General features: G+C 72.0%; 21 protein-coding genes. 9 read left to right on the top strand and 12 right to left on the bottom strand.

The genetic code is table 11. From position 1 onward, the window contains the following. The first annotated feature begins 72 nt into the window (after positions 1-72). Positions 73-1,413 carry a glutamate-1-semialdehyde 2,1-aminomutase gene (locus DWB77_RS03850; RefSeq protein WP_428985185.1) on the top strand — a complete coding sequence of 447 codons (1,341 nt, stop codon included), beginning with the start codon at positions 73-75 and terminating at the stop codon, positions 1,411-1,413. Between the two features lie 31 nt (positions 1,414-1,444). Here the strand turns inward: DWB77_RS03850 and DWB77_RS03855 are convergent, their stop codons facing one another. Together DWB77_RS03855 and DWB77_RS03860 are read right to left on the bottom strand one after the other, a co-directional pair. Next, positions 1,445-2,113, bottom strand: a complete 669-nt coding sequence (locus DWB77_RS03855; protein WP_120719881.1) for a phosphatase PAP2 family protein — start codon at positions 2,111-2,113, stop codon at positions 1,445-1,447. Positions 2,114-2,297: 184 nt separating this feature from the next. Beyond that, positions 2,298-3,545: a cytochrome P450 gene (locus tag DWB77_RS03860; protein WP_120719882.1), complete on the bottom strand. Its 1,248-nt coding sequence runs from the start codon at positions 3,543-3,545 to the stop codon at positions 2,298-2,300. A gap of 144 nt (positions 3,546-3,689) precedes the next feature. Here DWB77_RS03860 and DWB77_RS03865 point away from each other — a divergent pair, with 144 nt between their 5' ends. The 4 genes from DWB77_RS03865 (at position 3,690) to DWB77_RS03880 (ending at position 7,416) form a co-directional block, all read left to right on the top strand. Continuing rightward, entirely contained in the window at positions 3,690-5,207 is a 1,518-nt protein-coding gene (locus tag DWB77_RS03865) for an MFS transporter (RefSeq protein ID WP_162952406.1), read from the top strand. A 197-nt stretch (positions 5,208-5,404) separates the two neighbouring features. After that, entirely contained in the window at positions 5,405-5,698 is a 294-nt protein-coding gene (locus DWB77_RS03870; protein WP_162952407.1) for a phosphopantetheine-binding protein, read from the top strand. Between the two features lie 8 nt (positions 5,699-5,706). Then, positions 5,707-6,915 carry a beta-ketoacyl-[acyl-carrier-protein] synthase family protein gene (locus DWB77_RS03875; RefSeq protein ID WP_120719885.1) on the top strand — a complete coding sequence of 403 codons (1,209 nt, stop codon included), beginning with the start codon at positions 5,707-5,709 and terminating at the stop codon, positions 6,913-6,915. 228 nt (positions 6,916-7,143) lie between these two features. Further along, positions 7,144-7,416, top strand: coding sequence for a hypothetical protein (locus DWB77_RS03880; protein ID WP_162952408.1), 273 nt, complete (start codon positions 7,144-7,146; stop codon positions 7,414-7,416). Between the two features lie 35 nt (positions 7,417-7,451). Here DWB77_RS03880 and DWB77_RS03885 read toward each other — a convergent pair whose 3' ends face one another. The 4 genes from DWB77_RS03885 to DWB77_RS03900 form a co-directional block, all read right to left on the bottom strand. After that, the gene (locus tag DWB77_RS03885) at positions 7,452-7,865 is read right to left on the bottom strand and encodes a VOC family protein (protein WP_120719887.1); all 414 of its coding nucleotides are present in this window, start codon (positions 7,863-7,865) and stop codon (positions 7,452-7,454) included. A 138-nt stretch (positions 7,866-8,003) separates the two neighbouring features. Beyond that, positions 8,004-8,849 carry a glycoside hydrolase domain-containing protein gene (locus DWB77_RS03890; protein WP_120719888.1) on the bottom strand — a complete coding sequence of 282 codons (846 nt, stop codon included), beginning with the start codon at positions 8,847-8,849 and terminating at the stop codon, positions 8,004-8,006. Positions 8,850-9,178: 329 nt separating this feature from the next. After that, a complete protein-coding gene (locus tag DWB77_RS03895; protein ID WP_120719889.1) occupies positions 9,179-10,384 on the bottom strand; it encodes a sensor histidine kinase in 1,206 nt (401 codons plus the stop codon). Then, positions 10,381-11,085 carry a response regulator gene (locus tag DWB77_RS03900; RefSeq protein WP_281279976.1) on the bottom strand — a complete coding sequence of 235 codons (705 nt, stop codon included), beginning with the start codon at positions 11,083-11,085 and terminating at the stop codon, positions 10,381-10,383. Before DWB77_RS03900 ends, DWB77_RS03895 begins: the two co-directional genes overlap by 4 nt. A gap of 716 nt (positions 11,086-11,801) precedes the next feature. Here DWB77_RS03900 and DWB77_RS03905 point away from each other — a divergent pair. From DWB77_RS03905 to DWB77_RS03920, 4 genes are all read left to right on the top strand, one after another. Beyond that, positions 11,802-14,684 carry a helix-turn-helix transcriptional regulator gene (locus DWB77_RS03905; protein WP_162952409.1) on the top strand — a complete coding sequence of 961 codons (2,883 nt, stop codon included), beginning with the start codon at positions 11,802-11,804 and terminating at the stop codon, positions 14,682-14,684. 429 nt (positions 14,685-15,113) lie between these two features. Next, complete coding sequence (locus DWB77_RS03910; protein ID WP_120719891.1) at positions 15,114-16,241, top strand: hypothetical protein; 1,128 nt, start codon at positions 15,114-15,116, stop codon at positions 16,239-16,241. Between the two features lie 68 nt (positions 16,242-16,309). Further along, complete coding sequence (locus tag DWB77_RS03915; RefSeq protein WP_162952410.1) at positions 16,310-16,903, top strand: winged helix-turn-helix domain-containing protein; 594 nt, start codon at positions 16,310-16,312, stop codon at positions 16,901-16,903. A 5-nt stretch (positions 16,904-16,908) separates the two neighbouring features. Then, a complete protein-coding gene (locus tag DWB77_RS03920; protein WP_120719893.1) occupies positions 16,909-18,711 on the top strand; it encodes an AMP-dependent synthetase/ligase in 1,803 nt (600 codons plus the stop codon). Between the two features lie 82 nt (positions 18,712-18,793). Here DWB77_RS03920 and asnB read toward each other — a convergent pair whose 3' ends face one another. From asnB to DWB77_RS03950, 6 genes are all read right to left on the bottom strand, one after another. Beyond that, positions 18,794-20,629 (bottom strand): asparagine synthase (glutamine-hydrolyzing), encoded by a 1,836-nt coding sequence (gene asnB / locus DWB77_RS03925; protein ID WP_120719894.1) that lies wholly within the window; start codon positions 20,627-20,629, stop codon positions 18,794-18,796. A gap of 104 nt (positions 20,630-20,733) precedes the next feature. Then, the gene (gene panD, locus DWB77_RS03930) at positions 20,734-21,153 is read right to left on the bottom strand and encodes an aspartate 1-decarboxylase (protein ID WP_120719895.1); all 420 of its coding nucleotides are present in this window, start codon (positions 21,151-21,153) and stop codon (positions 20,734-20,736) included. Positions 21,154-21,199: 46 nt separating this feature from the next. After that, on the bottom strand, positions 21,200-22,633 hold the full coding sequence (locus DWB77_RS03935) for an aldehyde dehydrogenase family protein (protein WP_120719896.1): 1,434 nt from the start codon (positions 22,631-22,633) through the stop codon (positions 21,200-21,202). Positions 22,634-22,668: 35 nt separating this feature from the next. Continuing rightward, positions 22,669-23,682 (bottom strand): alpha/beta hydrolase, encoded by a 1,014-nt coding sequence (locus DWB77_RS03940; RefSeq protein ID WP_120719897.1) that lies wholly within the window; start codon positions 23,680-23,682, stop codon positions 22,669-22,671. Positions 23,683-23,713: 31 nt separating this feature from the next. After that, positions 23,714-25,132: a flavin-containing monooxygenase gene (locus DWB77_RS03945; protein ID WP_216826824.1), complete on the bottom strand. Its 1,419-nt coding sequence runs from the start codon at positions 25,130-25,132 to the stop codon at positions 23,714-23,716. Positions 25,133-25,196: 64 nt separating this feature from the next. Continuing rightward, positions 25,197-26,603, bottom strand: coding sequence for an FAD-binding oxidoreductase (locus DWB77_RS03950; protein WP_162952411.1), 1,407 nt, complete (start codon positions 26,601-26,603; stop codon positions 25,197-25,199). Between the last annotated feature and the right edge of the window lie 48 nt (positions 26,604-26,651).

The raw sequence follows: 26,651 nt of genomic DNA on the forward strand, positions 1-26,651 counted from the left end.
GCCGGCGTGAGCACCGAACTGCCCCGACCCACCGAACTGGCCCCGCACACCGAACTGCCCCCGCACACGAACGTGCCCCAACACGCCGACAGTGGCGGGGAGTTGTGCCTGTCCCGGTCACGGCTGGCGAACGAGCGGCTGCACGCGCTGATCCCGGGCGGCGCCCACACGTACGCCAAGGGCGACGACCAGTACCCCGAGCATCTCGCCCCCGTCATCAGCCACGGCCGTGGCGCGCATGTGTGGGACATCGACGGCAATCGCTACGTCGAGTACGGTTCCGGCCTGCGCTCGGTGAGTCTCGGCCACGCCCACCCCCGTGTGAACGAGGCGGTGCGGCGGGAACTCGACCGCGGCAGCAACTTCGTCCGGCCGTCCATCGTGGAGCTGGAGGCCGCCGAACGCTTTCTGGCCACCGTGCCGACGGCGGAGATGGTCAAGTTCGCGAAGAACGGTTCCGATGTCACCACCGCCGCCGTCCGTCTCGCGCGCGCCGTCACCGGACGGCCGCGGGTGGCCATCTGCGGCGACCATCCGTTCTTCTCCGTAGACGACTGGTTCATCGCCACCACGCCGATGTCCGCCGGGATTCCGGCGACGGCCGCCGAGCTGACCGTCGCGTTCCCCTACGGAAACCTGGCCGCGACGGAGGAGGTGCTCACCCGGTACCGGGACGAGGTCGCCTGCCTCATCCTCGAACCGGCCGGCCACACCGAGCCGCCCCCCGGGTACCTCGAAGGGCTGCGCGCGCTGGCCGACCGGCACGGCTGTGTCCTGATCTTCGACGAGATGATCACCGGCCTCCGCTGGTCCCCGGCGGGCGCCCAGGGCCTGTACGGGGTGGTGCCCGACCTCTCCACGTTCGGCAAGGCGCTGGGCAACGGGTTTGCCGTGGCCGCACTGGCCGGGCGCCGCGAACTGATGGAGCGGGGCGGCCTGCGCGACTCCCGTGACCGCGTGTTCCTGTTGTCCACCACCCATGGTGCGGAGACACACTCGTTGGCCGCCGCCATGGCCGTACAAGCCATCTATGTGCAGGAAGGTGTCACCGCACAACTGCACGCGCTCGGCGAACGCCTGGCCAGGGGTGTCCGCGATGTCGCGGCCGCCATGGGCGTCGGCGATCACGTGGTCGTGCGGGGCCGGGCCAGCAACCTGGTGTTCGCCACCCTCGACCAGAACGGGCAGCCGTCACAGCCCTATCGGACCCTGTTCCTGCGTCAGCTCCTCGCCGGCGGGGTGCTGGCCCCGTCGTTCGTGGTCAGCAGCGCACTGAGCGAGGCCGACATCGATCAGACCGTCGAGGTGGTGGCCCAGGCGTGCGCCGTGTACCGCAAGGCGCTCGACGCCGCCGACCCGACCCCCTGGGTGAGAGGACGACCGGTGAAGCCCGTATTCCGCCGCTTGGCGTGACGTGACCTGATGAGCCAGCCCTGACGGTACGTCAAGTCACCTTCGCCGGTGTTGAATTAGCGAGCCCGTCGACCGTCCACGCCGTCGCCCCTACCGCCACCCAGGCGGTGCACCACCCTCCCAGGACGTCGGTCGGGTAATGCGCTCCCAGCACCACCTGGGCCCAGCCCATGGCGGCGCCGGCCACGAGGGTGACGACACATACGAGCAGCGTTCCGGCTGCCCGGCCGAGGCGGAGCCGGCCGGCGGCGAGCAGTGCGACCATGAGGGCGAGCGCGGTGAAGAAGGCGGTGTGTCCGCTCGGGTAGGAGAGATTGCCGCCGTGGATGGTACGCCCCGCCAGGTGCTTGCCCAGCGTGGCCGCCCCCACGGTCACGCCGACGCCGACCACGATGAACACGACCGCGCGTGACCACCGCAGCAACAGACTCCCCGCCAGGGCGGCCACCACCAGCGCCGCCGATCCGAGGGGCTCCCCCAAGGAGTCGAGAATCAGGGCGAGTTGGCGCCACGGCGACGAGACGTCGTTCCCCACCGGTGCCGCCCACACATCCACCTGGCCGGGTCTGTCCCGGCCGGCGTAGAGGACGCCGAGCGAGACGACCACCACGGCGGCGAGCGCCGCGGCGATTCCGAGCCACGCACGCAACGGTCGGGGCAGTACCGCGGGTACCCCGCCGGGCGCCGATCGGCGGGTCACGCGCTCACCGCGCCGGGCCGGCCTGCCCTGGTTCGCCCCACCGCCCCAGCCGTCACGACCAGCACCCCCCACCCTCCCCGCCGGGTCGGGTGGGTCCGCCACCACCGCGCCCGGGCACGAGCGAGCCTATTGCGGGCGCGCGGACCGCGAAAGGATGCGGCCGCGCGCCCTCCCGCTCCCGCGACTACGGCTTCGGGCGCTGGGTCAGACGGATGCGTAGCCGCTGCACGCGGCGGGCCACGAAGCCGAAGGTGTACGTGACGCGCTCCTCGACCAACTCCGGCCTGCCGGACCACAGGGCCGACAGCATGAGGTGCGCTTCCATGCGGGCCAGGGGTGCGCCGAGGCAGAAGTGGGGGCCCAGACCGAAGGCGAGGTGACGGCCGCCGCGCCGGAGGTCCAGGCGGTGGGGGTCGGCGTAGACGAGGGGGTCGCGGTTGGCGGCGTTGAGCATCAGGGTGAGGATCGTCCCCCGGGGAACGGTCACCTCGCCCACCTGCGCATCGGTCAGCGCGGTGCGCACGGCGATGTGGACGGGCGGCTCGTACCGCAGCAGCTCCTCCACGGCCGTCGCCATGGCATCGGCGTCGGCATGGGTGGTGTCGAGGACGCTGCTTTCCTCGGGGTGGGTGAGCAGGGTGTGCAGGCCGTTCGCGATCAGCCCGACCGTGGTTTCGTAGCCCGCCGCGATGAGTTGTCCGCAGGTCGCGACGGCCTCGCTCAGCTTGACGGGGTCGTCCTTGCGCGCGATGCCCCGGGCGAGTTGGTCGATGACGCTCGTGCCGCAGCCGTCGGGGGTGCGTCGCAGGAGTTGGGTGAAGGTGCGGACGAAGTCGGTGCGGGCCCGGGTGATGGCGGCGCGGGCGGCGGGCGCGGTGTCCTGCTGGGGGTCCATTCCGCGCACGAGGAGTTCCGCCATCTCCACGAAGTGGTGCTCGTAGCCGGGTGGCAGGCCCAGGACGTCGGAAAGGACCGATGCGGCGAGCGGCCGGGCGAGGTCGGCGACCACATCGACTTCCCGCCGCTGCCAGGCCTTGCCGACGAGGTCGAGGACGTACTGCTCGATTCTGGGCGCGAGCCGGGCGCCGGCCCGAGCGGTGAAGGCTCCGCTGACCCTGCCGCGTTGACGGTCGTGGTCGGGCGGGTCGGTCAGCAGGAACGACCGGGCGGGCACGCCGTAGGCGGTGATGTCACGTGCCGTGGCGGCGCCGTGTCCGAACCGGGGATCGCGCAGCACCTCGGCGCACTCGGCGTGGCCGAGGAGGACCAGCGCGCCTGACGGAGTGCGGTGAACGGCGCCGGATCTGCTGCGCAGGGGTTCGGTGAACCCGTTGGGATCGGCGCGATAGGCCTCGCTCGCCGTGTCGCAGTTCACTTGCTGCGCGATGAGGTCGGGCCAGGAGACCGGGTCGGCGGTGCGCGTGTTCGGCATGAGGTGTGACTGTAAGGGCCGCCCCGCTCACGATCGTTGAGCCACGTCGCGCCGTGCTCCGGCGTTCGGGGGGCGTTCATACGCCCTTCCTTTGGCGGCATGTGGCGCCCGGATGCGCCGCGCCGTCGATGGTTCGCTGGCTCCATGGCTGAATTCATGACGGTCGAGGGCCTCCCCCAGGACGTGGTGGCACGAGTGGCCGGGCTGTCGGTTCGGCGCCGGTGGGGGGCCGCGCTCACCGTGTGTCTGGGACTCTTTCTGCTCGGGCTGGATCTGACCGTACTGAATGTGGCCGTCCCCGATCTGCGGGACGACCTGAACGCGAGCATGCGGCAGACCCAGTGGATCGTGGACGCGTATGTGCTGGCCCTGGGCGGTCTGGTGCTGACCAGCGGCGGACTCACGGACCGCCTGGGACGTCGACGCGCCTTCGTGGCGGGCCTTGTCGTCTGCACCGTTTCCTCGGCCGCGGGCGGCCTCGTCCACTCCCTCGGACAGATCATCGCCACCCGCGCCGCCATGGGGGTGGGCGCCGCTCTGCTGATGCCGGCGACGTTGTGCGTCATCACCGACCTCTTTCCCGATCCCGGGCCGCGCCGGAGCGCGATCGCCCTGTGGGCGGCGGTCGGCGGTCTGGGCGGCGCCTGCGGCCCCGTGGTCGGCGGCCGGCTGGTGGAGACGACGTCCTGGCGTGCCGCCTTCTGGATCAACATCCCCATCGCCGTCCTCGCCATCGTCCTGGCGCTGGCACTCGTGCCCGCCGACCCACCCCGCTCCTCCCTCCCTCGACCCCGTTTCGACGTGCCGGGCGCCGTCCTTTCGGCGAGCGGGCTGCTCGTCCTGGTGTGGACCGTCATCGAGAGTCCCGGCCGTGGCTGGACCGATCCGCTCACGCTCGGCGCGTACGCGGTGGCGGGGCTGCTGCTGGCCGGGTTCCTCGTCGTGGAACACCGCAGCGCCGCCCCGGTTCTGCCGTTGACGCTGGTGCGACCGGCGCGGGTCAGCACCGCGGCCGTGGCGCTGGCCATGATGTCGTTCGCCCTGTTCGGCGCGCTCTTCGTCATCACCCTGTATCTCCAGGGGGTGTTGGGTTACACGCCGTGGCAGGCGGGGGTGCGGGTGCTGCCCCTGCCGGGCGGGCTCATGGCGGGCGCGGCGATCTCCCTGTGGGTCACATCCTGCCGCGGTGAGAAGACAGGCGTGCTACTGGGGCTGATCACCGTGGTGGGGGCGTTCGGCTTCCTGTCGTACACGTCCGCCGAATCCGGCTACGGACGTCTGCTGGTCTTCCTCGTCCTGAGCGGTGCCGGTGCGGGACTGACCGCCGCGACCACAACCGCCTGTGTCATGAACGGCGTTCCACCGTCGCACGCCGGGCTCGGGTCGTCGGTCAACGACGCCACCCGTCAGGTCGGTGCCGCGCTCGGCGTCGCCGTACAGGGCTCACTGCTGTCCAGCGCGTACACCAGTCACCTCGACGACACGTTCGCGCACGCCGCCTCGCCGCTCCCCCTCACGTCGTCAACGCGTCCGACAACGTGCTGTCGGCAGCGGCGATTGCCCACCGGCTACCGCCGGGAGCACGTGAGCGGCTGCGCGCGGCGGCGGCGGACGCGTTCGTACACGGGATGTCGCATGCGGCGCTCGCCGCGGCCGCCGTGACGCTGGTGGCGTTCTGCATCACGCTGCTCCGGCTCCCGGGCCGCGCCGTTCTCGAGGCGGCGCCAAGTGGTCCGCCAGTGCAGTGATTTTGGCGAGCGGACGGGTGTCCCGGGCCGTGATGCGACCAGGACGCCGATATCACAGGGGCGTCATGTCACCGGGGGCGTCGCACGCTCCGTACCAGCGGAAAGGCCGCCTTGACCACCTCAGAAGTCGCCTTCACCGAAGAGTCGCTCAAGACGATCGTCGTGGAGGAGTTCGAGATTTCCGCCACCCAACTCACCGAGGACGCCACCCTCGAGGAACTCGGCCTCGATTCGCTGGGGCTTCTGGAACTCCTGGTGGCCATCGAAGCGCAGACCCACAAGGAGATCTCCAGCCTCGACCTGCCGATCTCCCCCAACACGCCGTACCACGAGGCCGCGCGCATCGTCACGCGGGCCGTGGCGGAGGCACCCGTCGTCGGCTCCGGCGACCTGGTCACGGGGTGAAGCACGCCATGCGGATCGCCGTCACCGGCCTGGGGCTGGTCACGGCGGCCGGCGTGGGCGTCCCCGGCACCTGGGAGCGGCTGTGCGCGGGCGTACCGACCTGCGCGCCCGACCCCGACCTCGAAGGTCTGCCCGTCCCCTTCGCCTGCCGCGTTCCCGCGGCACCGCTCAAAGCGGCGGCGCCCGGACTCGCCTGGCGTACCGACCCGTTCATCCGGTTCGCCGTGGCCGCCGCCCGCGAGGCCGTCGCCGACGCGGGCCTGGACCAGAGCGCCTGGGACGCGCCCCGCGTGGCCGTCGTCATCGGCGTGGGCAGCGCTTCGCACGACTTGACGCCGAAGGCGAGCGCCGCCCTGGCCGCACGCCGCTTCCAGGCGATGTCGCCCACCCTCGTCCCTCGCAGCGCCCCCAACATGGCCGCGGGTTACGTCGGCATGACGCTGGGCGCCGAGGGGCCCAACCTGTGCACCAGCACGGCCTGTGCCTCGGGAACGACCGCCATCGGCACGGCCGCGTTGCTCCTGCGGGCAGGCATGTGCGACATCGCCATCGCCGGCGGCAGCGAGAGCATCAGCCCCGTCACCTCAAGTGCCTTCTGGCGCATGGGCGCTCTCTCCACCCGCACCCACGATCCGGCCGGCGCGTCCCGCCCCTTCGACTCCGACCGGGACGGATTCGTCCTCGGCGAGGGCGCGGGCGTCCTCGTCCTCGAACGGGCCGCCGATGCCCGCGCCCGCCGGGCCCGCCCCTACGCCCTGCTCACCGGGTACGGGGCGAGCGGCGACGCCCACCACGCCACCTCACCGCACCCCGAGGGCGCCGGCGCGCAGCGCGCGATGCACACCGCCCTCGCGGACGCCGGTCTGTCCCCCCAGGACGTCGACCACGTCAACGCGCACGCCACGGCGACCCTCCTGAACGACCGCATCGAAGCGCACGCGCTCCACGCCGTCTTCGGCACACCGCCGCCGGTCACGGCCACCAAGAGCGTCCTGGGTCACGCCCTGGGGGCCGCCGGAGCCATCGAAACCGTGGTGGGCGCCCTCACCCTGCGCCACCAGCTGATCCATCCGACCGCCAACCTCGACCGGATCGACGACGGCATCGACCTGGACATCGTGACGAAGCAGGCCCGCCCCACCCGCGTCGAAGCGATGATCACCACATCGTTCGGCTTCGGGGGCCAGAACGCGGCGCTGGTCCTGCAACGCTGCTGACCCGGTCAACTGACGTGAGATCGCGGGGCGTTGCCGAAACGACCCTCACGTGCTGGAGAAAGCTCGCCCGTATCGCGCCCGGGACACGGTTCTGCTCGACCAGCAACAGACCGTCCCCGGTGGGGAGTTCGCGGAGTTTGCCCGTCGAGCCGTGCCGTACGAGGGGCGGGCGTCACGGGTTTTGACCCTTTGCTCGCCCCCTTGCTGGGGCTTCATATGCTTGTCCCCATGACCGATGACTCCACCGGAACAGCGACCGCACGATCCCTCAGCCGAACCGTTCTGGCTGTCGTCCTGACCGTGGGCATCGCGGGACTCATATGGGCGGCCATCTGGCACTTCTTCGGATGGCACTTCTGGGGCATGGCCTGGCTCGCTTCGAAGGCCGCGGCCAAGGCAGTCGTCCTCGGGCCGCCACTGATCGCCGGGGCGGCCATCTGGCTGCGCGGGCTCTACAAGAAGCGAGCCCCTCATGAGCCCGAGGACGAACAACAAACCTGAGTCACCGCCGGCCGGACCCGGTGGCCGGGCTGCGCCTACTGGTCGCGCTCGGGCCAGGTGGGGCCCTGATCGGTCCAGACGACACCCTTGTTGCGGCAGAGGCAGAAAGGGTGGCCGATGGGGTCGGTGTAGACGCGGAATCCGTAGCCTTCGGGGCCGACGCAGTCCCGGTGCAGGGTCGCGCCGAGGGCCAGGATGCGCCGCTCCTCGGCCTCGATGTCATCGACTTCGAAGTCGAGGTGGAACTGCTTGGGGTGATCGCTGTCGGGCCATCGCGGGGCGCGGTAGTCCTCCACCTGAATGAAGGCCAGCTCGATCTCGCCGAACCGGATCCCGGCCCAGTGCTCGTTACTGTCCTTCTTGACCGGGAGCCCCGTCACCTCGGAGTAGAAGGCGGCCAGCTTCATGGTGTCCGGACAGTCGATGATGAAGTCGGTGAGTCGCAGCATCCCGCGATCTTGACACACGATCGTACGAGCCGGCCTTTGGGAGGTTCAAGAGCCGCCGGGGACGATGCCGGCCGGATCACCGGCCGGGAAACCCCGTCCCAGGACAGCGACCCTTGAGCCGCCCTGCCCCGCCCCTGCTCAGCCGGTGATGGCGACCGGGCCGTCCCAGGCGTCGCGGTCGACGGTGATGGTGTAACCGCCGTGCGTTTCCTTGCTGTTGACCATGTACTGATGCGCACGGCTGTGGTCGGTGTACAGCTTGCTCGACCAAGGCCAGTCGGTGGTCGTCGTGTTGACGTTGTCCCACTTCGCGTACCAGAGGTTGCCCGGCAGGTCGGTGCGGTCGGCGGCGGTGGCGACGGCGTTGGCGCTGGAGGTGCTGAAACCGTAGTAACCGGCTCGGTATGTCTTGGCGCGCAGGGTCTTGGTGAAGGAACGGACGTAGGCGAGGACCGCGTTGTTGCACGACACGTTCTTGGTGTCGTACGACTCCATGTCCAGGTAGATCGCGCTGCCCTGCTTCATGCCGAGCGCGGACGCCTTGGCCACCGCGTCCGCGCCGTCGGTGGCGCCGAGCGACGAGGCGTTGGACGCCGTCATCTTCTCCGGGCTCGACCCGGTCTGGCAGAACGGCTGGGCGCCCACGTACAGCGGGATGAGCTTCCACCCCTGCGCGGTGACGGTCTTGACCCAGGGCGCGGTGAGGTTGGGCTGGGAGCAGCCCCGGTTCTTGCCACCGACGTAGACGGCGGCCGCCCCGTACGAGCCGCCCTTCCAGGCGTTCATCGCGGCAGCGGAGGGCGCGGTGCAGGTGTCGAAGGCGAGCCCGGTGAATGTCTTCTGCGCGGGCCACACCGTGGTCGCCGACGCGCTCTGCGCGATGATGCCGCCCGTCGCGGCGACCGCTACACCGGCCGCACCCCAGGCGATGTACCGGTTCCTCTTGGAGAGTCGGTGCGCGGGCTTGCGCGGCTTGTCGGACATGTGGTCCCCACCCCTTGCTGCTACGTGTGCTGTCGATCCATGGTTACGGCCACGGTCACCACCGCCGTGCCGTGTGACCTGTGCGCCGTCACCGTCGCCACGTCCCGCCCGGAAGCCCTGCCCGTTCACCGGCCCCCGAAGGGGCACCACAGATTAGCCAGCGCGTTCGGTTCCGTGTGGTTTCCGTGATCCCCACCTGCACAAGTCTTGGTCAAGGTAGCGCAAAGCCCGTGTGACTCACCGGTCCGGGGGAGGCCGGGGCGGCGACAGCCCGACCCCAAGGGCACCCACAGCCGCCCGACTTCCACCGAAAAGGGAGCGAGGCCGTCTCACTTCGGCGGTTCCGTGTCCGGCGTCCGGCTCGCGTCCGGGACCCGGGGTGCGTCCTCCGGTGTGGTGGAGGGGATCGGGATGGTGGCGCTGACACGGAACCCACCGGCGTCGCCCGGGCCCGCGCTGAAGAATCCCCCCAACAGGTGCACGCGTTCGCTCAGCCCGACGAGGCCGTGGCCGCCGCTCGGCAGGTCGAGGGCGGCGGCGCCCGGTGCGGCGGCCGCGTTGCGGATCTCCACCCGCAACTCGCCCTCCGTGCACCGCAGTTGGATCCACACCTTGGCCCCGGGAGCGTGTTTGCGGACGTTGGTCAGGGCCTCCTGGACGATGCGGAACGCGGCTCGCTCCACGCCTTCAGGACAGGGGGCGCACCCCTCGTACGCCATGTCCGCATCCACGTCGAGCGCGCTCTCGGCGATGAGCCTGGGCAGGTCGGAGAGGCGGGGCTGGGGCCGGGGGTCCAGGGTGCGTCCGCCCGCGGCCCGCAGCACGCCGACCATGTGGCGCAGTTCTTCGAGGGTCCTGACGGAGAGGGTGCGGATGGTGTCGGCCGCCTCCCGTACCGCGAAGTCCCCGGCGCTCACCCGCAGTGCACCGGCCTGCACGCTGATGAGGCTGACCTGGTGGGCCACCACATCGTGCATCTCGCGGGCGAGCTGGGTGCGCTCCGTGGCGAGGACCTGCTCGGCAAGAAGGCGGTCCTCCCTGCTGCGCCCCTCGGTGAGTTCCCTCAACCGCTCCGCGAGCTCACAGCGCAGAGCGACGGCGCGGCCGAGCGCGACCGCGGCGATGGGCGCACCGAGAGCGTCCTCCAGCCACACAAGATTCGCGAGCCTGGTGCGTAGCTCCGCCGCTTCCAGCGGGTAGGGCAGAACCTTCACGACGATCACGAGCAGGGTGCAGGTCAGCAGGAGACGGCGGCCCGGTCGGAAACGGCTGAGGGTGTACAGGGCGATCAGCCCGGCCATCCAGGCCGTACCCATGAACTGGCCCGGCAGGGTGATGAGCAGCGTGAGGACCGGCATGCGCAGCCGGATGATCAACGCGAGCCCCGCCCCCACCGAGAGCGCCCACTCCACCGCGGACATCCTCACGTTCGCGGGCGCGATGAAGGCGTCGCCGACGCCGAGGATCACCGGTCCGAGCAGGAAGACCACTCGCCACTGTGACGATGTGAGCCGCTTGGGCAGGGCCGGATTCATACGGAGGGCCGGGGGTCGTCCACGCTCCGGTCCACCAGGCCGGCGCGTTCCGCGATGACGGCGGCCTGTACGCGATTGAGGCCGCCCAGTTTCCCGAGAAGCGCGCTCACATGGTCCTTCACGGTCCCGTGAGCGAGGTGCAGACGGGCCGCGATCTCCGCGTTGGACAGCCCCTGGCCCACCAGCCGGAGCACCTCCCGTTCCCGGGCGGTGAGGCCGCCGACGGCGAGCTTCGCGCGTTCGGCGCCGTCGGCACCGCTCACGTATCCGCCGATGACGGTACGGGCCACGGCGGGGTCCAGCGTGCTTCCCCCCGCCGCCAGTACGCGGACCGCCCGGGCGAGCTGTTCGGGCTCGGTGTCCTTCAGGAGGAACCCGGAGGCGCCCGAGCGCAGGGCCGTGGCCAGGTACTCGTCCGTGTCGAACGTGGTGAGCATGGTGACGGCGGGCAGCCGCTCCCCCAGGGCCGAGCCGAGCCGGCTCAGGACGGTCAGCCCGTCCACGTCCGGCATCCGGATGTCCAGCATCACCACGTCGGGCCGCTGAGCCAGGACCGTCTCCACCGCGTCACCGCCGCCGCAGTCCGCGACCACCTCGATGTCCGGCGCCGCACCCAAGATCATGCGAAGGCCCGAGCGGACCAGCTGCTCGTCGTCGATGACGACCACACGGATCGCCCGGTCTTCTCGTTCCGATCCCACGCGTTCGACTGTAGGTCGCGGCCGCTCACACCGCCCCCGGCATGCCTGCCGTCCGGCGGCGTCTCGGATTGGGTGCCGGAGTATCGCGGCCGGTCCTTCGGAGGGTCCGGGCGATCCTTCGCGGGGTCCGTGCGGTCCCTCGCGGGTCCAGGCGGTCCTTCGCGGGTCTGGGCGTACCTCGCGGGTCCGGGCGTACCTCGCAGGTCTGGGCGGTGTGCAGCGGAACGGGCCCGTAGTGGACGCTCTAGCGTCCGTGTCCTTTGGCGGCGCGCAGGACGATCGGACGGGCGCTTCGGCCGTTCAGGTGACTGGTTTACGAGGTGACCACGGCCCGGGTCGCCGAGGAACCCCCTCCGCGCGCTCCGCCCCGGGGCTCTCCGGGTGCTGCTCCGCCCCGGCCCCCCGCCGAGTGGCGGGGGCGAGCGCCGCCCTCGGGCGGGTACGCCGAGCACCACGCGTCGGCCATCGTTGTTCTCGTGGCCCACAGTGCCGGCACACCCCCCGCAGAGCCCCGGCCGACGGCCTTCACCCAGGCGCCCGCCCGCCACACCCCCGGCGCAAGCGGCCTGTGACCCTCCCGGCCATCGCATCCCCTTCGAGGGGCGCGACGTCCGTCGACCGAGGACCCACCGCCCGGAAGGCATCGCGCACCCACCGCGCGCCGACCGGACGGCGAGGAAAGGTAGCTCTCCATGCCGCACACCGTTGGTTGTCCGATGACTGAGCACCCGCACGAGACGTCGTTGCTGCCAGGGCGCGCGACGGAGCTGCGCACCCTGCGGGAGAGCGTCCTCGCCGCCGTCTCCGGGCGGCCCGCGCTCATTCACCTCGCGGGCGAGTCGGGCATCGGGAAGACCTCGCTGATCCAGGCACTCACCGGTATGTGCTTCGGCTTCCCGGTCCTGGTGAGCACCGCGTGCGGATCCCCGCTGGAGCGGGACTTCTCCTTCGGCGTGGTCCGCCGACTGTTCGGCGACCTCCTCGCCACGACCGACGAGCCCGTCCGCGAGGCGCTGCTGGACCAGGCGGGCCCCGCGGCGCGGCTCGTGCTGGACGAGGCGTCCTTCGAGGCGCCCCGCACCAGTACGTACACGACGCATCACGCGCTGTTCCGGCTGGTGGCCAAGCTCGCCGAGCGCTCACCCCTGCTGCTCGCCGTCGACGACGCCCACGCCGCGGACGCCCCCTCGATGCGCTTCCTCGCGTATGCCGCCCGCCGGCTCGCCGACCGCCCCATCAGCCTGCTGATCTCCACCACGGACGGCGAGCGGCTCTACGCCGAGGAGCCCCTGCTCGCCCTCACCGGCCAGGCGCGCGAACTGCGGCCTGCCCCCATGAGCGACGAAGACGTGGCCGAGGTCGTGCACCGGTCGGTGGGGCGTACGAGTGCGGACGTGGTCGGGGCGTGTGCCGAACTGACCCGGGGGAACCCTTTCCTGCTCACGGAGTTGATGCGCGTCCTGGGGCAGTCACGGACCGCGTGCGACCAGCTCAGCGCCGCCACGGTGCGCCGGCTCGGATCCCCGGCCGTGGCGACGCGGCTGCGCGCCCGGCTGCGGGCCCGCCCCGACTCCGAGGCCCTGGCCCAGGCCGTCGCCGTCCTCGGCGACGGCGCCGAGTTCGACGTCGCCGCCGACCTCGCGGGCCTGACACCGGACGAGGCGGCCCGCGCCCTGGACACGCTCGCGGCGATGTCGGTGGTGCCCAACTCCCTTCCGCTGGCCTTCACGCACTCCTTCGTACGCAACGCCGTTCTGGACAGCGTTCCGGTCGGCGCGCGGCTGACCGCGCACGGCCGGGCCGCACAGCTGCTGCGCGCAACCCAGGCCCCGTCCGAGCAGATCGCCGCCCATCTCCTGCGGTCGGGGTCCTCGGTCACGCCGTGGGCGGGCGCGGAACTGCGGCGCGCGGCCACGCTCGCGGCGGGCCGCGGGGCACCGGACATCGCGGCGACCTATCTGCGCCACGCCCTGAAGCAGCCCTCCTCCGCCCGCGAGCGCAGCGCCATGCTCTGTGAGCTGGGCAGCGCCGAGTTGTCGTACGCGCCGCACGACGGCATCGACCATCTGCGTGCGGCCCTCGCGATCGCCACCGACGCCCGCCAGGCGGCCCAGGCCACGCTCCGTCTGGTGCCCGCGCTGTGCATGCTCGCGGCGCACGAGGAGGCCTCGCGGTTGGCGGACGCGGCCATCGCCCGCCTCGGCGACCTGGACCCGGATCTCGCGTGGCGGCTGGAGGCGGCGGCCATGATGTCGGAGTTCCTGCGGCTGCCCACAGTCCCCACCGCCCTGCACCGCATGGAACGCATGGAGCGCCCCGCGCTCGGTGACCTCGCCCTGCGGCGTGCCCAGCAGGGGATGCTCGCCACCATGGCGGGCTGGCGGGGGGAGCAGCGCGAACAGGTGGTGCGCTGCGCTCGCGAGGCCGTCCTCGGCGCCGACCAGAACTTCTTCCGGCCCCCGTCGTACTATGCGCTGTTCGCTCTCGCGCGTACCGACGCCTCGGCCGCCATCGACGAGGTGTTCGCCGCCGCCGACCGCGTCGCCGAGCGCAGTGGATGGCCGCGGGCCATGGCCATCATGGCGATGTCCCACGGGCTCAAGGCACTGCACTGCGGGGACCTGACCGAGGCGGCCCGTCGTTTCGCCTCGGCCCTGGAGGCCTTCGAGGGGTACGGGATCGATGCGCGCGGCGACCACTGCGCCGTCACCTGCGCGGTCTGGTACACCGATGTGCTCGTCTCCCTCGGTCGGCTGGAGCAGGCACGCGCCCTCCTCGACCACTACCCGTGGGTGGCCGAGGACGTGCCGGAGACCTTGGAGTACACCTTCCTGCTGTACGCACGGGGTCGGCTGCGCCTGGCCGAGGGCGACGCGCAGGGCGCCGTGGACGACCTGGAGGAGTGCGGCCGGCGCGCGACCGCCTGGCAGATGGTCAACCCGGCCATCCTGCCCTGGCGTTCACGTGCCGCTGCGGCCCACATCGCGCTCGGGCGGCGCGAGCGCGCCCGTGAGCTCGCCGAGGAGGATCTGGTGCCGGCCCGCGCCTGGGGGACGGCCCGTGTCGTCGGCGTCGCCCAGCACACGCTGGCCATGGCGGTGGGGGGACCCGAGAGCAAGGCGCTGCTGACGGAGGCGGTCGCGTCCTTGGCCGCCTCTCCGTACCGCCTGGGTCACGCCGCGGCGCTCCTCGACCTGGCGGCGCTGCTGCACGGCGAGGGCGCGGTCGGCGAGGCCCGCGCGGCTGCGCAGCGGGCGGTCGCCCTGGCGTCCGAGTGCGGGGCCGAGCCGCTGGTGCGGCGTGGCGAGGAGCTGCTCGCCTCGATGTGCGGCGGGCGGCGCAGGGGGCGGCGGGCCGAGACTCCGTACGGGCTCACCCCCCAGGAGCACCAGGTCGCGCTCGCCGCGGCGCGGGGTGCCACGAACCGGCAGATCGCCCAGGACCTCTGCGTCACGGTCCGCAATGTGGAGTTCCACCTCTCCGGCGCTTACCGCAAGTTGGGGGTCAAGCGGCAGGGGCTCGGAGCGGTGCTGTTGGCGAACGTCGGACCCCAAGTGGCGGTCGAGACACGGGAGTTGGCGGGGGCTGGCAGCCACTGAGGAGCAGACCGGGTTTCCGCGGGGGAACCCCGCATGACAAGGGCACCGCCGAACCGGCGGTGCCCTTGTCGCGTCATTCTCCTCGTCCGCCCGTCCCATACCGCCGGGTTGCGACGTCCCGCTGGTGGCGCGGTGTTCGCACTCCCCTGGCGCGGTCGCCTCGGGCGCCAAGCCGAGCAGCCTCGCGGCGCTGCGTACCGCGGAAAGCGGGACCTCGGCCGCAGGGTTTTCCCTTCGGTACCGAAGCCCTCGGCTCAGGTACCGAAGCCTCGGGTGGGCGTCGTTGCCCCTGATGTCTGTGGTCGTGACCGTAGGGACTTGGCCTGCGGACGCTGCCATGGTCGAAGACACGAGCCGCACCGAACGACCGGGTCCCGCACCTCAGGCTCAGCGGCTCGATCCCCTCCCTCCCCACGAGATGTGTCGCCGATGTGCCCCACACACAAGAGCCCACTCGCCCATCCGCTGTCGCTGCTGCGCAGGAAGGAGGGCCTCTCTCACTCCGGATACGCCCGCCTCGTCGCCCTCAAGCACGCCGAACTCGGCTTTGGCGGCATGGCCGCACGCCGGGAGAAGGTCGCCCGCTGGGAGTCGGGAAAGGTCACCCCCGAGCTCACCGCGCAGTTCACCATCGCCCAGCTCCACGGAGTCCCCCGAGCCGAGGTGCTGCGCCTGGGTTGGCCCCACTGGCTCCACCTGGCGGACGGCCCCTCCGTACCGCTGTGTGCCCCCTGGACCGTCGAGGAGGCGCTCCGCTCCCTGCGGGCACTGTCCCGCTCACGCGACGCATCAGCCCCCGCCGAAGCCCTGTTCCCCGGCTGCACGACCTCCGTCGACCAGCTGATCGCCCGCTGGCAGGAAGCGAGCCGGGCCCACCCCGCGCCGTTGGAACAAGAGGGGAGGCCGCTGTCGGAAGCCACCGTGGCCGCCCTGGAGGACCGCCACCTCCGGCTTCGCCGGCTGTGCCGCACCGAGGAGCCGGCCACCCACCGGGTCCTTGCGGACACTGAGCTGCGCATGGTCACCGACCTGCTGCACACGGCTGGCTACGGGCCGGAGTTGGGTGCTCGGCTGGCCTCGACGGCGGCTCGTGCCGCGTGTCTCAGCGGCCGGCTCGCCCAGGCGGCGGGCGACCTCGCTCACGCTCAGGCCTCGTATGTGACGGCGCTCAGGGTCGCGGCCCTGGTCCCCGACGCCGAACTCGCCCCCTGGGTCCTGGTGTTGCTCGCTGCCCAGCAGATCGGCCAGGGCGCCCCGGCCAACGCCCCCCGACTCCTCGCCGCGGCCGGACCGCACCTGCGGGTTCCCGCCCGCACCGGCTCACCCCTGCCCGCTCTCATGGAAGCCACCCTCAATGCTGCCCACACGCTGATGGCGCGAGCGGAACACCCCTTGCCCGGCGGGGAGTTGACCGTCACCGAACTCGACTGCCTCATCCGCGACGCGTTCGCCGAAGCCGGCCAGCCGACGACTGCCCTCTGCCCGGGCACCCGTGAGGGCCGACGCCGCCCCGCCGCGGCCGGTCGCGCACGGCTCGCGCGCCCCCGTCCGATCTGACCGCCATCACCCGGACACCGTCCTCCCTCCCCACGGATTCCCCGCTCCCGTCCCCAGGAAGGCCCGCCGTGACTCTCACCCTGCCCCGCCCCCACCGTCTGCCCACCCCCGGCCCCACCGCCCCCGGCAGCGCATCCAGCCCCGTGCGCATCCTGCGCTGGCCCGAGCAGTCGCAGCAGCTCGACCACTGCCGGGCCCTGGGCATCCCCCGCCTGCTGCTCGTCGCGCCGACCGCGCCTCCCCCGCACTGCGTCGACGAGCTCGAGGACTGGATCCGTACCCCCGCCGACCCCCAGGACCTCCAGGCGCGGCAGGCCGCGCTGCAAGTACGGGTGGCGCCCAGGGACCCGGTGCTCGACCGGTACGGAATCCTCCACTTCGCCGACCAGGCGGTGCCGCTGGGGCCGGGCGAGGCCGATCTCGTCCGGGCGCTCCTCGCCTCCTACCGCTCGACCGTCAGCCGCGACGACCTGACGCGGCAGATGTGGCCCCAGGGTGAGGCGCCGCCCCGCCGCAACGCCCTGGACGTACGTGTCCTGCGGCTGCGCAGGCACCTCGCCCCGCTCGGCCTGGTGATCAAAACGGTGTGGGGCAAGGGCTACATGATCGACGTCCAGCCCGACACCCAGGCCGCCGACCGTCGCGTTCCGGGCGGGGAGTGAGCTCGATGCCCCCACCGACCACGCCCGCCACCCTGGCCGGTCTCTCGCGGCACGGCGCCGAACGGTGGCCCGGCGCCCCGGCCCTGCTCCGGCGCGACCCCGGCGGGGCACCGCACCACCTCACCTTCGCCGAGGCCCACGAGGCCGGCGAGGAGATCGCGCGAGGTCTGATGGCGCTGGGCCTCGCCCGCGGCGACCGGGTCGCGATCCAGAGCGGTCTGCGCCCCGAGTGGACCCTGACGCTGCTGGCCGCCGCCTCCTGCGGTCTGGTCCTGGTGTCGCTGCTGCCCACGACGGTGCCGGAAGAGATCGTCCATGTCGTCAACGACTGCGGCGCCAAGGCCGTGATCTGCGAGGACGGCGAGCAGCTCGCCAAACTACGGGCCGCTCTCCCGGAGCTGCCGGGTCTGCGCCACACCGTCGTGATCGACGAGGAACCCGGCGTCACCGACCCGCCGATGACACTCGCCGACCTGCGCACCGCCGGGCTTCACGCCGTGCCCGCCGCGGCGTTGGACCGCCGCCGGGCCAGCGTCACACCGGACGACCTGCTGGTCATCATCTACACCTCGGGGACCACCGGCCCCAAGAAGGGCTGTGCCCTCTCGCACGGCAACTACCTGGCGGTCCTCCGGGCCCAACCCGTGCCTCCGTCCCGCGCCCTCGGCGACGCGGACGCTTCGAACGGCACCGTCTTCGTGGTCACCGGGCCGCACACCATCGCGCTTCTGATGCAGTTGCTCAGTTGGTGGTCGGGATACACCTTCTCCAGCTTCCGCGGCGGCTCCCCCGAGACGCTGCCGGCCGAGTTGCGCGCGGCGGCGCCCGTCATCGTCCCGCTGGTTCCCCTCGCACTGGAGATGATCTACCGCTCGATCCTGGCCGACCGTCCCGCCTCCGAGCGCGCGGAACTCATCGAGTCCGCGCGCACCGGTCTGCGCGTGCGCCGGATGCGTAGCGCGGGCGAGATCGTGCCGCCTCGGCTCCAGGAGTGGTTCGACCACGCGGAGGCGACTGTCTTCGCCGACGTACGCGATCGGTTCGGCGGCAATCTGCGCCGCGCGACCGTGGCGGGGGCGCCGGTCTCCCCGGACATCCTGTCCTTCTTCGTCGGTTGCGGGGTGCCCCTGGTCGAGTGCTACGGAATGACCGAGACCGCGGCCGCCGCGACCTCCAACACCCCTGAGGACAACCGCCTGGGCACTGTCGGCAGGCCCCTGCCCGGGGTCGAGGTGGCCATCAGCGACACCGGGGAGGTCCTCATCAGGGGCGACCACGTCTTTCGCGGCTACTGGGGGTACGACGAGGGCGAGTTCGGCGCGGTGCGCGACGGCTGGCTGCACACCGGCGACCTCGGCGAACTGGACCAGGACGGCTTTCTGCGCCTGACCGGCCGCAAGAAGGAGCTCATCCAGCTCTCCAACGGCATGGCCGTCACCCCCCACCCCCTGGAGCGGGAGCTGCGGGCCCACCCCCTGATCTCGCAGGCCGTCCTGTACGGCGAGACCAAGCCGCATCTGGTCGCCCTGCTGACCCTCGACGCGCGGCGCGCGGCGCAGTGGGCCACCGAACGCGGTCTGCCCACCGACCCGCGTGCCCTCTCCACCCACCCGCTGCTCCTGGAAGCCCTGGACAAGGCCCTCGAAAGCGCCAATGCCGGCCTCCAGGAGTACTTCCGCGCCAAGGCGTTCCATGTGCTCGACCGTGAACTCACCCTGGAAAATGGTGAGTTGACGGTTTCCATGAAGGTCGCCCGCCCCGTGGTGCACGCTCGCTTCCGCGCGCTGTACGAGTCCCTCTACGAGTAGCGGGGCCGGAAACGGCGACACCGCCCCGGTTCGGCTTGAGCGCCGGACCGGGGCAGTGTCGTGTGCGGTGCCTCCCGGCGTCTCAGGACACCGCCAGCTCGGGCTTGTACAGGTCGAGCCAGACGTACAGGTCGAGCAGCTTCTCCAACAGGAGCCGTCGGCCCGGTGCGTCGCAGGAGGTGGTGGCGGCCCGCGTCGCGGCGTCGCGGTCCACCAGGGCGAACACGGCGGCGTCCCGCTCGCTCAGAACGTCCCGGGCCTGGCGCTGCAACGCCTCGACATAGCGGACGTCCTGAGTCATGGGGTAAGGGCTCTTGGTGCGCCGGCGGACGACGTCGGGCACCACGTCCCGGGTGGCCTCGCGCAGGATGCTCTTCTCCCGCCCGTCGAAGACGTGCAGGGACCACGGGATGTTGTACGCGTACTCGACGATCCGGTGGTCGCAGAACGGCACCCTGACCTCGAGTCCCGCGGCCATGCTGAGGCGGTCCTTGCGGTCGAGCATCCCGCCGAGGCTCCGGGTGAGGTGCAGATAGAGCGCTGTCCTGACTCGGCGTCGCTCCGCGTCGTCGCCGTCGAGCACAGGTGTGGCGGCGACTGCCTCGCGGTAGCGGTCCTCGGCGAACTCGGCCATGTTCAGGGTCTGTTGCAGCTCGGGCCGCAGGAAGGCGCGGTCCTGTCGCACCGCGCCGGTCGCGGCGGTCAGCCAGGGAAAGCCCGCGCTCGCGGTGATCGCCGGGTCGTGGAACCACCAGTACCCGCCGAACATCTCGTCCGCGCCCTCTCCGGAGAGCGCGACGGTCGAGTGCGCGCGTATCGCGCGGAAGAGCAGCAGGAGCGAATGGTCCATGTCGCCCCGCCCGACAGGCAGGTCACGGGCGGCCACACAGGCGCGCCGCACCTCGGTGTCGGCGAGCGACGCGGGGTCGAGGACGAGGTTGGTGTGGTCGGCGCCCACATGATCGGCCACGGCCCGGGCGTAGGCGGTGTCGGGGCTGACGTTGTGCCCGTCGGGGACGAAGTGTTCCTGGTGGCCGACGAAGTCGACGGAGAACGTACGCAACGGCGCGCTGCCGTGGGCGAGTTGACGCGCGGCGAGCCCGGTGATGGCACTGGAGTCGAGGCCCCCGGAGAGCAGCGTGCACAGGGGCACGTCGGCGACGAGTTGTTCCCGGACGGATCCTTCGAGCAGCACGGCCAGGTGGCCCGCGGTGGCTTCCCGCCCCTCGGTGTGTTCGGTGGCTTCCAGGCGCCAGTAGGGCCGTTCGCGCAACCCGGAGCGGTCGAGCACGGCCACATGGGCCGGAGGGAGTTCGCGCATGCCCCGCCATACGGCGTGGCCGGGCGTCTTCACCCCGAACATGATCTCCCGCAGCCCCTCCGCGTCGACGACGGGCCGCACATCGGGGTGGGCCAGCAGGGCCTTGGGCTCGGAGCCGAAGAGCACGCCGTCGCGCGTGGGGTGGTAGTACAGGGGCTTGATCCCCAGCCGGTCACGGACCAGGAGCAGCCGTTCGGCGCGCCCGTCCCACAGGCCGAAGGCGTACATGCCGGTGAGGCGGTCGACGAGGGCGTCGCCCCACTCCAGGTAGCCGCGCAGCACCACCTCGGTGTCGCTCGCGGTGGTGAACCGGTGGCCGCGGGCGCGTAGTTCGGCGCGCAGCTCGCGGAAGTTGTAGACCTCGCCGCTGTAGGTCAGCGCCACCGTGCCGTCCGCGGTGGCGGCGGTCATGGGCTGGGCGCCGCCGGCCAGGTCGATGACGGCCAGCCTGCGATGGCCGAGGGCCGCGTGCCGCTCCGCCCAGGCGCCCCCCGCGTCCGGCCCTCGGCCGGTCATCGTGGCCGTCATCCGGTCCAGTAGGTGCCGCTGTCCGGTGAGGTCGCCGTCGTACGAGACCCATCCTGTGATTCCGCACATCTTGTGTCTCCGGGTGGTTGTGCCGGGTGGTGGTGGAGCGCACCACCGGGGCGGGCCGACGTCGGATCGCGGCCCGCCCGGTGGTGCGGTTGCGGGGAAGAGGGCTAGTCGACGAAGACGTGGTCGCCGCGGAGCGTGGTGCCGTCGGGCGTCGCCTCGGCCGGATCGGAGCCGAGCCGCACGATGCGGTTGTTCGCGTCGACGAAGACGACCCGGGGCTCCACCTTGGCGGCCTCGGAGGACTCGATCATCCCGTACGCGATGATGATCACCAGGTCGCCGGGGCTGATGAGCCGGGCCGCGGCCCCGTTGATGCCGACCACTCCGGAGCCGCGGGGGCCCTCGATGAGATAGGTCGAGAGCCGATTGCCGTTGTTGATGTCGACGATGTCCACCTTCTCGCCCGGCAGCAGACCGGCGGCGTCCATCAGGTCGGCGCACAGGGTGAGGGAGCCGACGTAGTGGAGGTCCGCCTGGGTGACGGTGGCGCGGTGGATCTTCGAGGTGAACATGGTACGGAGCATGGGAGCGGTTTCCTGTCTGTGGGTGGGGGGTTGGGGCGGTGGGGGTTCAGAGCTGGACCGACTTGGTTTCGAGAAACTCCTCGAGCCCGAAGACACCGTGTTCGCGGCCGTTCCCGGACTGCTTGTAACCGCCGAAGGGGGCACGGGGGTTGAAGGTCCCGCCGTTCACCTCGACCTGCCCGGCACGGATCCGGCGGGCCACGCCCACGGCACGGTCCCGGTCGGCCGACCACACCGCGGCGGCCAGCCCGTAGGGCGTGGCGTTGGCCAGCGCGACGGCCTCGTCCTCGTGGCCGTCGTCGTGGTCGTCGTCGTAGTACTCGATGACCAGCACCGGGCCGAAGACTTCCTCGTGCTGCACGTCCATGGCGGTGGTGACGTCGGACAGGACGGTGGGGCGGACGTAGTACCCGTGCGGCAGGCCCTCGGGGGGTTCGGCGCCGCCGGTGAGCAGCGTGGCGCCCTGCTCCTGCGCCCGGCGGATGTGGCGCCGCACCCGTTCGCGCTGCTGGGCGGAGACCAGCGGGCCGAGTTGGGTGGTGGGCAGCAGCGGATCCCCGACCCGCGTCGCCTCCGCCGCCTCGCGGGCGGCCCGCTCGACCTCGTCCTTGCGGCCGCGGGGCACCACGAGCCGGGTCAGGGCGCAGCAGGTCTGGCCGTTGTTGAGGAAGGCGGAGGCGACGGCCCGGGGTACTACGTCGGCGAGGTCGGCGTCCGGGAGCACGACCGTGGGGCTCTTGCCGCCCAGTTCGAGAGCGATCCGCTTGATCGTGCCGGCGGCGGTGCGGGTGACGGTCCTGCCCACGTCGGTGGAGCCGGTGAAGGAGACGAAGTCGACGTCGGGATGGGCCGCCAGCGCCTGCCCGACCACCGGGCCGGTCCCGCTCACCAGGTTGAACACGCCGGGCGGGAGCCCGACTTCGTCCATGATCTCGGTCAGGGCGTAGACGCTGAGGGGCGCCACCTCACTGGGCTTGAGCACCAGCGTGTTGCCCGCCGCCAGGGCGTAGGCGGCCTTCGCGGCGACCTGGAACAGCGGATAGTTCCACGGCGTGATCGCGGCCACGACCCCGAACGGCTCGCGCAGCACGAGGGATTGGGGCTGTCCGCGCTCGTAGGGGTAGCTCTCGCCCACCTCGGCCGCGATGCGGAAGGCCAGCACGGCGAGCCCGACCTGGGCCATGTGGGCGAAGCCGATCGGCGTCCCCACCTCGCGGGTGATCAGCTCGGCGAGGTGGGGCCCGCGGCGCTCCAGGGCGTCGGCCACCTCACGCAGCTGCGCGGCCCTGCGGGGTGCGGGGGTGTCGGCCCAGCCCGGGAAGGCCCGCCGTGCGGCGCCTACCGCGGCGTCCACGTCCTGGGGCGTGCCGTCCGGTACCGATCCGATGACCGTTTCGGTGGCCGCCTCGATGACGTCGATGACCTCCGTCGATGTGGGAGGGGTCCAGGTGCCGTCGAGGTAGATGTGGCGGTGGTGCATGCCGTTGCCCCTTCCTGAGGGCGGGGTGGAGGTGGTCATGACGCCGTCGCGTCGTGCCGGGAGCCGGGGTGGCTTGCTGGGCCGTTGGGCGGGTGGGCCCGGATGGCGCGCCCGATGTCGAGCAGTGCCGTACGGAAGGCGGTGAGGTGCGGGAGGAGGAAGAAGATGTGCAGGGCTCCGGGGATCCGGCTCACCGTGGCGGGCACCCGGTCCAGATCGAGGCGTCGGGCGTACTCCTCCGCCTCGTCCCGCAGCGGGTCGTGCTCGGCGGTGAGCACGAGGGCCGGGGGCAGCCCCGAGAAGTCGTCGGCAAGGAGCGGGGCGGCCAGCGGGCTCCGGGCCGTGTCCGCGTCGGGCACATACAGATCCCAGAACCGTTCCATCGCGGCACGGGTGTTGACGTAACCGTCGGCCTTCTCGCGGTAGGACGCGAAGGGGGTGTGGCGCGCGGGCGCCAGCGGGGGGCAGATGAGGATCTGGAGCGCCGGGCGCGGGCCCCCCTCCTGGAGGGCCCTGCGGCACGTGGCGGCGGCGAGGTTGGCCCCGGCGCTCTCCCCCGCGACGATCAGATGTCCCGGGTCGGCGCCGAACTCGGCGGCGCGTGCGGCGAGTGCGCGCAGGGCCGCGTGGGCGTCGAGGAGGGGCCCGGGAAACTGCGTTTCGGGGGCGAGCCGGTAGCCGGCGCTTGCGACGACGGCCCCCGTCTCGTTGGCCAGCCGGCGCAGCGGCCTGTCGACGAGGTCCACGTCGCCTGCCGCCCAGCCGCCGCCGTGGAAGAACACCAGGAGCGGGCGCGGTCCGGGCCGTGGCCGGGGCTGGTACACCCGCACCGGCAGCAGTCCCGCCGGCCCCCGCACGAAGGTGTGCCGTACCTGGGCGACCGGCTCCGCGACTCCCTGGGCCTGACGCAACTGGCCGATCAGGAGCCGTAGTTGGGGAACGTCGGCGCTGTCCAGCGGAGGGAACCCCTGCTCGCGCAGGATGTTCAGGATGGCTTCCGACTCCGACTGCGACGGGGATTCGGGGGGTGTTTCCCGGTGCATCGTCATGGCGTTCCTTGCCGTGAGGAGAGGGCCGAGGTCACGGCCGGCGCTGCCGCGGCAGTGCCGGCTGGAAGTCGGCCGGGTTGAGGCGCGCGGTCCTGCGGCGGTACTCCACCGTCTGGCCGGGCCAGTTGTTGGTCACCCGGCCCGAGGGATGGCGGTACCAGCTGGTGCAGGTCGCCCAGACCGAACGCCGGGTCCGCCGGGTCATCTCGGCGTCGAAGGCGTCGGCGACCTCGGGGCGCACTTCGAGGAAGGCCCGGGCGCCCTTGGTCAGTTCGAGGACGGCGGCCTTGATGTAGCGGACCTGGCTCTCGATCATGTAGAGGGCCGAGCCGGCGCCGATGTTGGTGTTGGGTCCGTAGACGAGGAAGAAGTTGGGGAACCCGGGCACCGTCATGCCCAGATGCGCGCGGGCCCCCTCACGCCACAGGTCCGACAGGTCCGTGCCGCGCCGCCCGCGTACGCGCAGCGGGCCGAGGAAGTCGGTGGCGGCGAACCCGGTCGCGTACACGATGGTGTCGACCTCGTGCCGACCGCCGTCCGCGGTGAGGAGCGCCGTTGCGGTCAGCTCCGTGATCGGCTCGGTCACCAGCGTCACGTCGGGCCGTTGCAGCGTCGGATAGTAGGAGCTGGAGATGCCGACGCGCTTGCAGCCGATCTCGGTCGTGGGGGTGAGCCGCGCCCGCAGCGCCGGATCGGAGAGCTGCTTGCTCAGCTGGGCCTGGCTGCCGCGCCGGGTGAGGCCCACGGTGGGCCAGCGACGGGTCAGGCCGCTCACCAGCGACTCGTTGAAGAGCCACCAGCCCAGCCGCGCGGCCTTGTGCCGTACGTCGCGGACCGGGCGCGGCAGGCCGCCCGACGGGTCCAGTGGACGGTCCCACTTGGGGACGACATAGGGCGCGGACCGCTGGAAGACGGTGAGGTGCTCGACTTCCTCGGCGATGGCGGGAATCACCTGGAGGGCGCTCGCGCCGGTCCCGACCACGGCCACCCGTCGGCCTCGCAACGCGTGGTCGTGGTCCCACCGCGCCGTGTGGAAGGTGTGGCCCGTGAAGCGCTCGGCGCCCGGGATGCGGGGCACGACCGGTCGGTTGAGCTGGCCGCAGGCCGCGACGAGCACCTCCGCCTCGATGGTCTCCCCGCTCGCCGTGCGCAGGCGCCACAGCAGCCGGTCCTCGTCGAAGACCGCCTCGGTGACGTCCCGTCCCAGCCGCAGATGGGGGGCCAGGCCGTGGGTGGCGACGCACCGGCGCAGATAGTCGAGGATCTCGGCCTGCGGGGCGTACCGCCTGGACCAGGGGTAGCGGGGTCCGAAGGAGTACGAGTAGAGCGAGGCGGGGACGTCGCAGGCCGCGCCGGGATAGGTGTTGTCCCGCCAGACGCCGCCGATCCCGGTCGCCTTGTCGAGGACGACGAAGTCGTCGTGTCCGGAGCGCTTGAGAGCCATGGCCACGCCCAGCCCCCGAAGCCGGCGCCGACGACGGCGACCCGCACGCGCCGGCCGCCCGGGCGGCGGCTCACCGCTCGTCCTTGGCCGGGGCCGGGGCCGGCGGGATGTTGTGGTTGAAGCGGAGCAGGTTGTCGGGGTCGTACTGGGCCTTGACCTCGGCGAGGCGCCGCAGGCGGTCGTCGCTCCAGAACGCGTTGACCCGCATGTCCGCCTCGTCGCCGCTGAGCAGGTTGAGGTAGGCGGCGCCGGTCCCGAAGGCGCGCAGCTGGGCGCCCGCGTCCCGCACCCAGCTCCGGCACCGGTCGTTCTCCGCCGGGTTCGCCCACTGGCCGACGATGTGGATGAGCCAGCTCTCCTCGCGGTGGGCGAAGGCGGTGGCGTCGGCGGGGATCCGGGTGGGCTCGGCGTCGAACGGAATGACCTGCATCACCGTCTCGGGGGAGGGCAGGTCCGCACCGATGCGCGCCACCGTCTCCCGCTCGGCCGGACCGAAGCGCGGCAGGAACTCGCTGGTCCAGTACTGCTGATGGTCGCGCGGGTTGGCGGGGTCCAGCATCGACTGGACGTGGACGAGGGGCATCGGGGCGATGGCGTCGATGAGGGGCTCGCCGAACTCGCGGAAGCGCCGCACCACTTCCCAGCCGTCCTCGACGTCACCGGCGTAGCGCAGGAAGAAGGCGACCACGGGCCGGCCCTGGTGCTCCTCGGGGAAGAACTCCAGCCGCGGCACCCGCAGGAAGACGACATCGGTGCTGAGTTCGTCGGGGGTGTCCGCGATCTGCTCGTGCAGGAACTCCAGTACCGCGGCGGCCTCTTCGACCGGGTGGGCGACGATGCCGGCCAGCATCATCGGTCCCACGGGGTGGGCGCGGTATTCGAAGGACGTGACGACGCCGAAGTTCCCGCCGCCGCCGCGCACGGCCCAGAACAGCTCGGTGTTCTGCTCGGCATTGGCCGTCACGAGCTCTCCGTTCACCGTCACCATGTCCACGGAGAGCAGGTTGTCGCAGGTCAGGCCGTACTTTCGTTGCAGCATGCCCATACCGCCGCTGAGGGTGAGGCCCGCGATGCCGGTCTCGGAGACCTGGCCGCTGGGCACCGCGAGGCCGTGCACCTGGGACTCGCGGTCCACATCGCCCAGGGTGGCCCCCGCCTGCGCCCGCACAGTGCGGCGCGCGGGATCGACGTGCACCGCCCGCATCAGCGACATGTCGATCAGGAGCCCCCCGTCGCAGGTGCCGTGGCCGGCGATGCTGTGTCCGCCGCCGCGCACGGCGACGGGCAGCCCCTCCTCGCGGGCATGGGCGAGGGCCGCGAGGACGTCGGCGGTGTTGAGACACCGCACGATGAGCGCGGGCCGGCGGTCGATCATCGCGTTGAAGACGCGGCGCACCGTGTCGTACTCCGCGTCGGCCGGAGTGACCAACTGTCCTCGCAGCGCGGCACGCAACTGCTCAAGGGCCGGGGAATTCATGCCTTGCCTCCTGGGGCCGTTCGGCTGGGGGTGAGGCGGGCGAACACG

The organism is Streptomyces hundungensis, assembly GCF_003627815.1.
Classification (GTDB): Bacteria; Actinomycetota; Actinomycetes; order Streptomycetales; family Streptomycetaceae; genus Streptomyces; species Streptomyces hundungensis_A.

Excerpts from the sequence above, each read along its gene's own strand:
- DWB77_RS03865 (WP_162952406.1), top strand. The coding sequence starts at position 3,690 with ATGGCTGAATTCATGACGGTCGAGGGCCTCCCCCAGGACGTGGTGGCA.
- panD (WP_120719895.1), bottom strand. The coding sequence starts at position 21,153 with ATGCTCCGTACCATGTTCACCTCGAAGATCCACCGCGCCACCGTCACC.
- DWB77_RS03875 (WP_120719885.1), top strand. The coding sequence starts at position 5,707 with ATGCGGATCGCCGTCACCGGCCTGGGGCTGGTCACGGCGGCCGGCGTG.
- DWB77_RS03940 (WP_120719897.1), bottom strand. The coding sequence starts at position 23,682 with ATGACGATGCACCGGGAAACACCCCCCGAATCCCCGTCGCAGTCGGAG.
- DWB77_RS03935 (WP_120719896.1), bottom strand. The coding sequence starts at position 22,633 with ATGCACCACCGCCACATCTACCTCGACGGCACCTGGACCCCTCCCACA.
- DWB77_RS03885 (WP_120719887.1), bottom strand. The coding sequence starts at position 7,865 with ATGCTGCGACTCACCGACTTCATCATCGACTGTCCGGACACCATGAAG.
- DWB77_RS03890 (WP_120719888.1), bottom strand. The coding sequence starts at position 8,849 with ATGTCCGACAAGCCGCGCAAGCCCGCGCACCGACTCTCCAAGAGGAAC.
- asnB (WP_120719894.1), bottom strand. The coding sequence starts at position 20,629 with ATGTGCGGAATCACAGGATGGGTCTCGTACGACGGCGACCTCACCGGA.
- DWB77_RS03905 (WP_162952409.1), top strand. The coding sequence starts at position 11,802 with ATGACTGAGCACCCGCACGAGACGTCGTTGCTGCCAGGGCGCGCGACG.
- DWB77_RS03880 (WP_162952408.1), top strand. The coding sequence starts at position 7,144 with ATGACCGATGACTCCACCGGAACAGCGACCGCACGATCCCTCAGCCGA.
- DWB77_RS03920 (WP_120719893.1), top strand. The coding sequence starts at position 16,909 with ATGCCCCCACCGACCACGCCCGCCACCCTGGCCGGTCTCTCGCGGCAC.
- DWB77_RS03860 (WP_120719882.1), bottom strand. The coding sequence starts at position 3,545 with ATGCCGAACACGCGCACCGCCGACCCGGTCTCCTGGCCCGACCTCATC.
- DWB77_RS03910 (WP_120719891.1), top strand. The coding sequence starts at position 15,114 with ATGTGCCCCACACACAAGAGCCCACTCGCCCATCCGCTGTCGCTGCTG.
- DWB77_RS03950 (WP_162952411.1), bottom strand. The coding sequence starts at position 26,603 with ATGAATTCCCCGGCCCTTGAGCAGTTGCGTGCCGCGCTGCGAGGACAG.
- DWB77_RS03895 (WP_120719889.1), bottom strand. The coding sequence starts at position 10,384 with ATGAATCCGGCCCTGCCCAAGCGGCTCACATCGTCACAGTGGCGAGTG.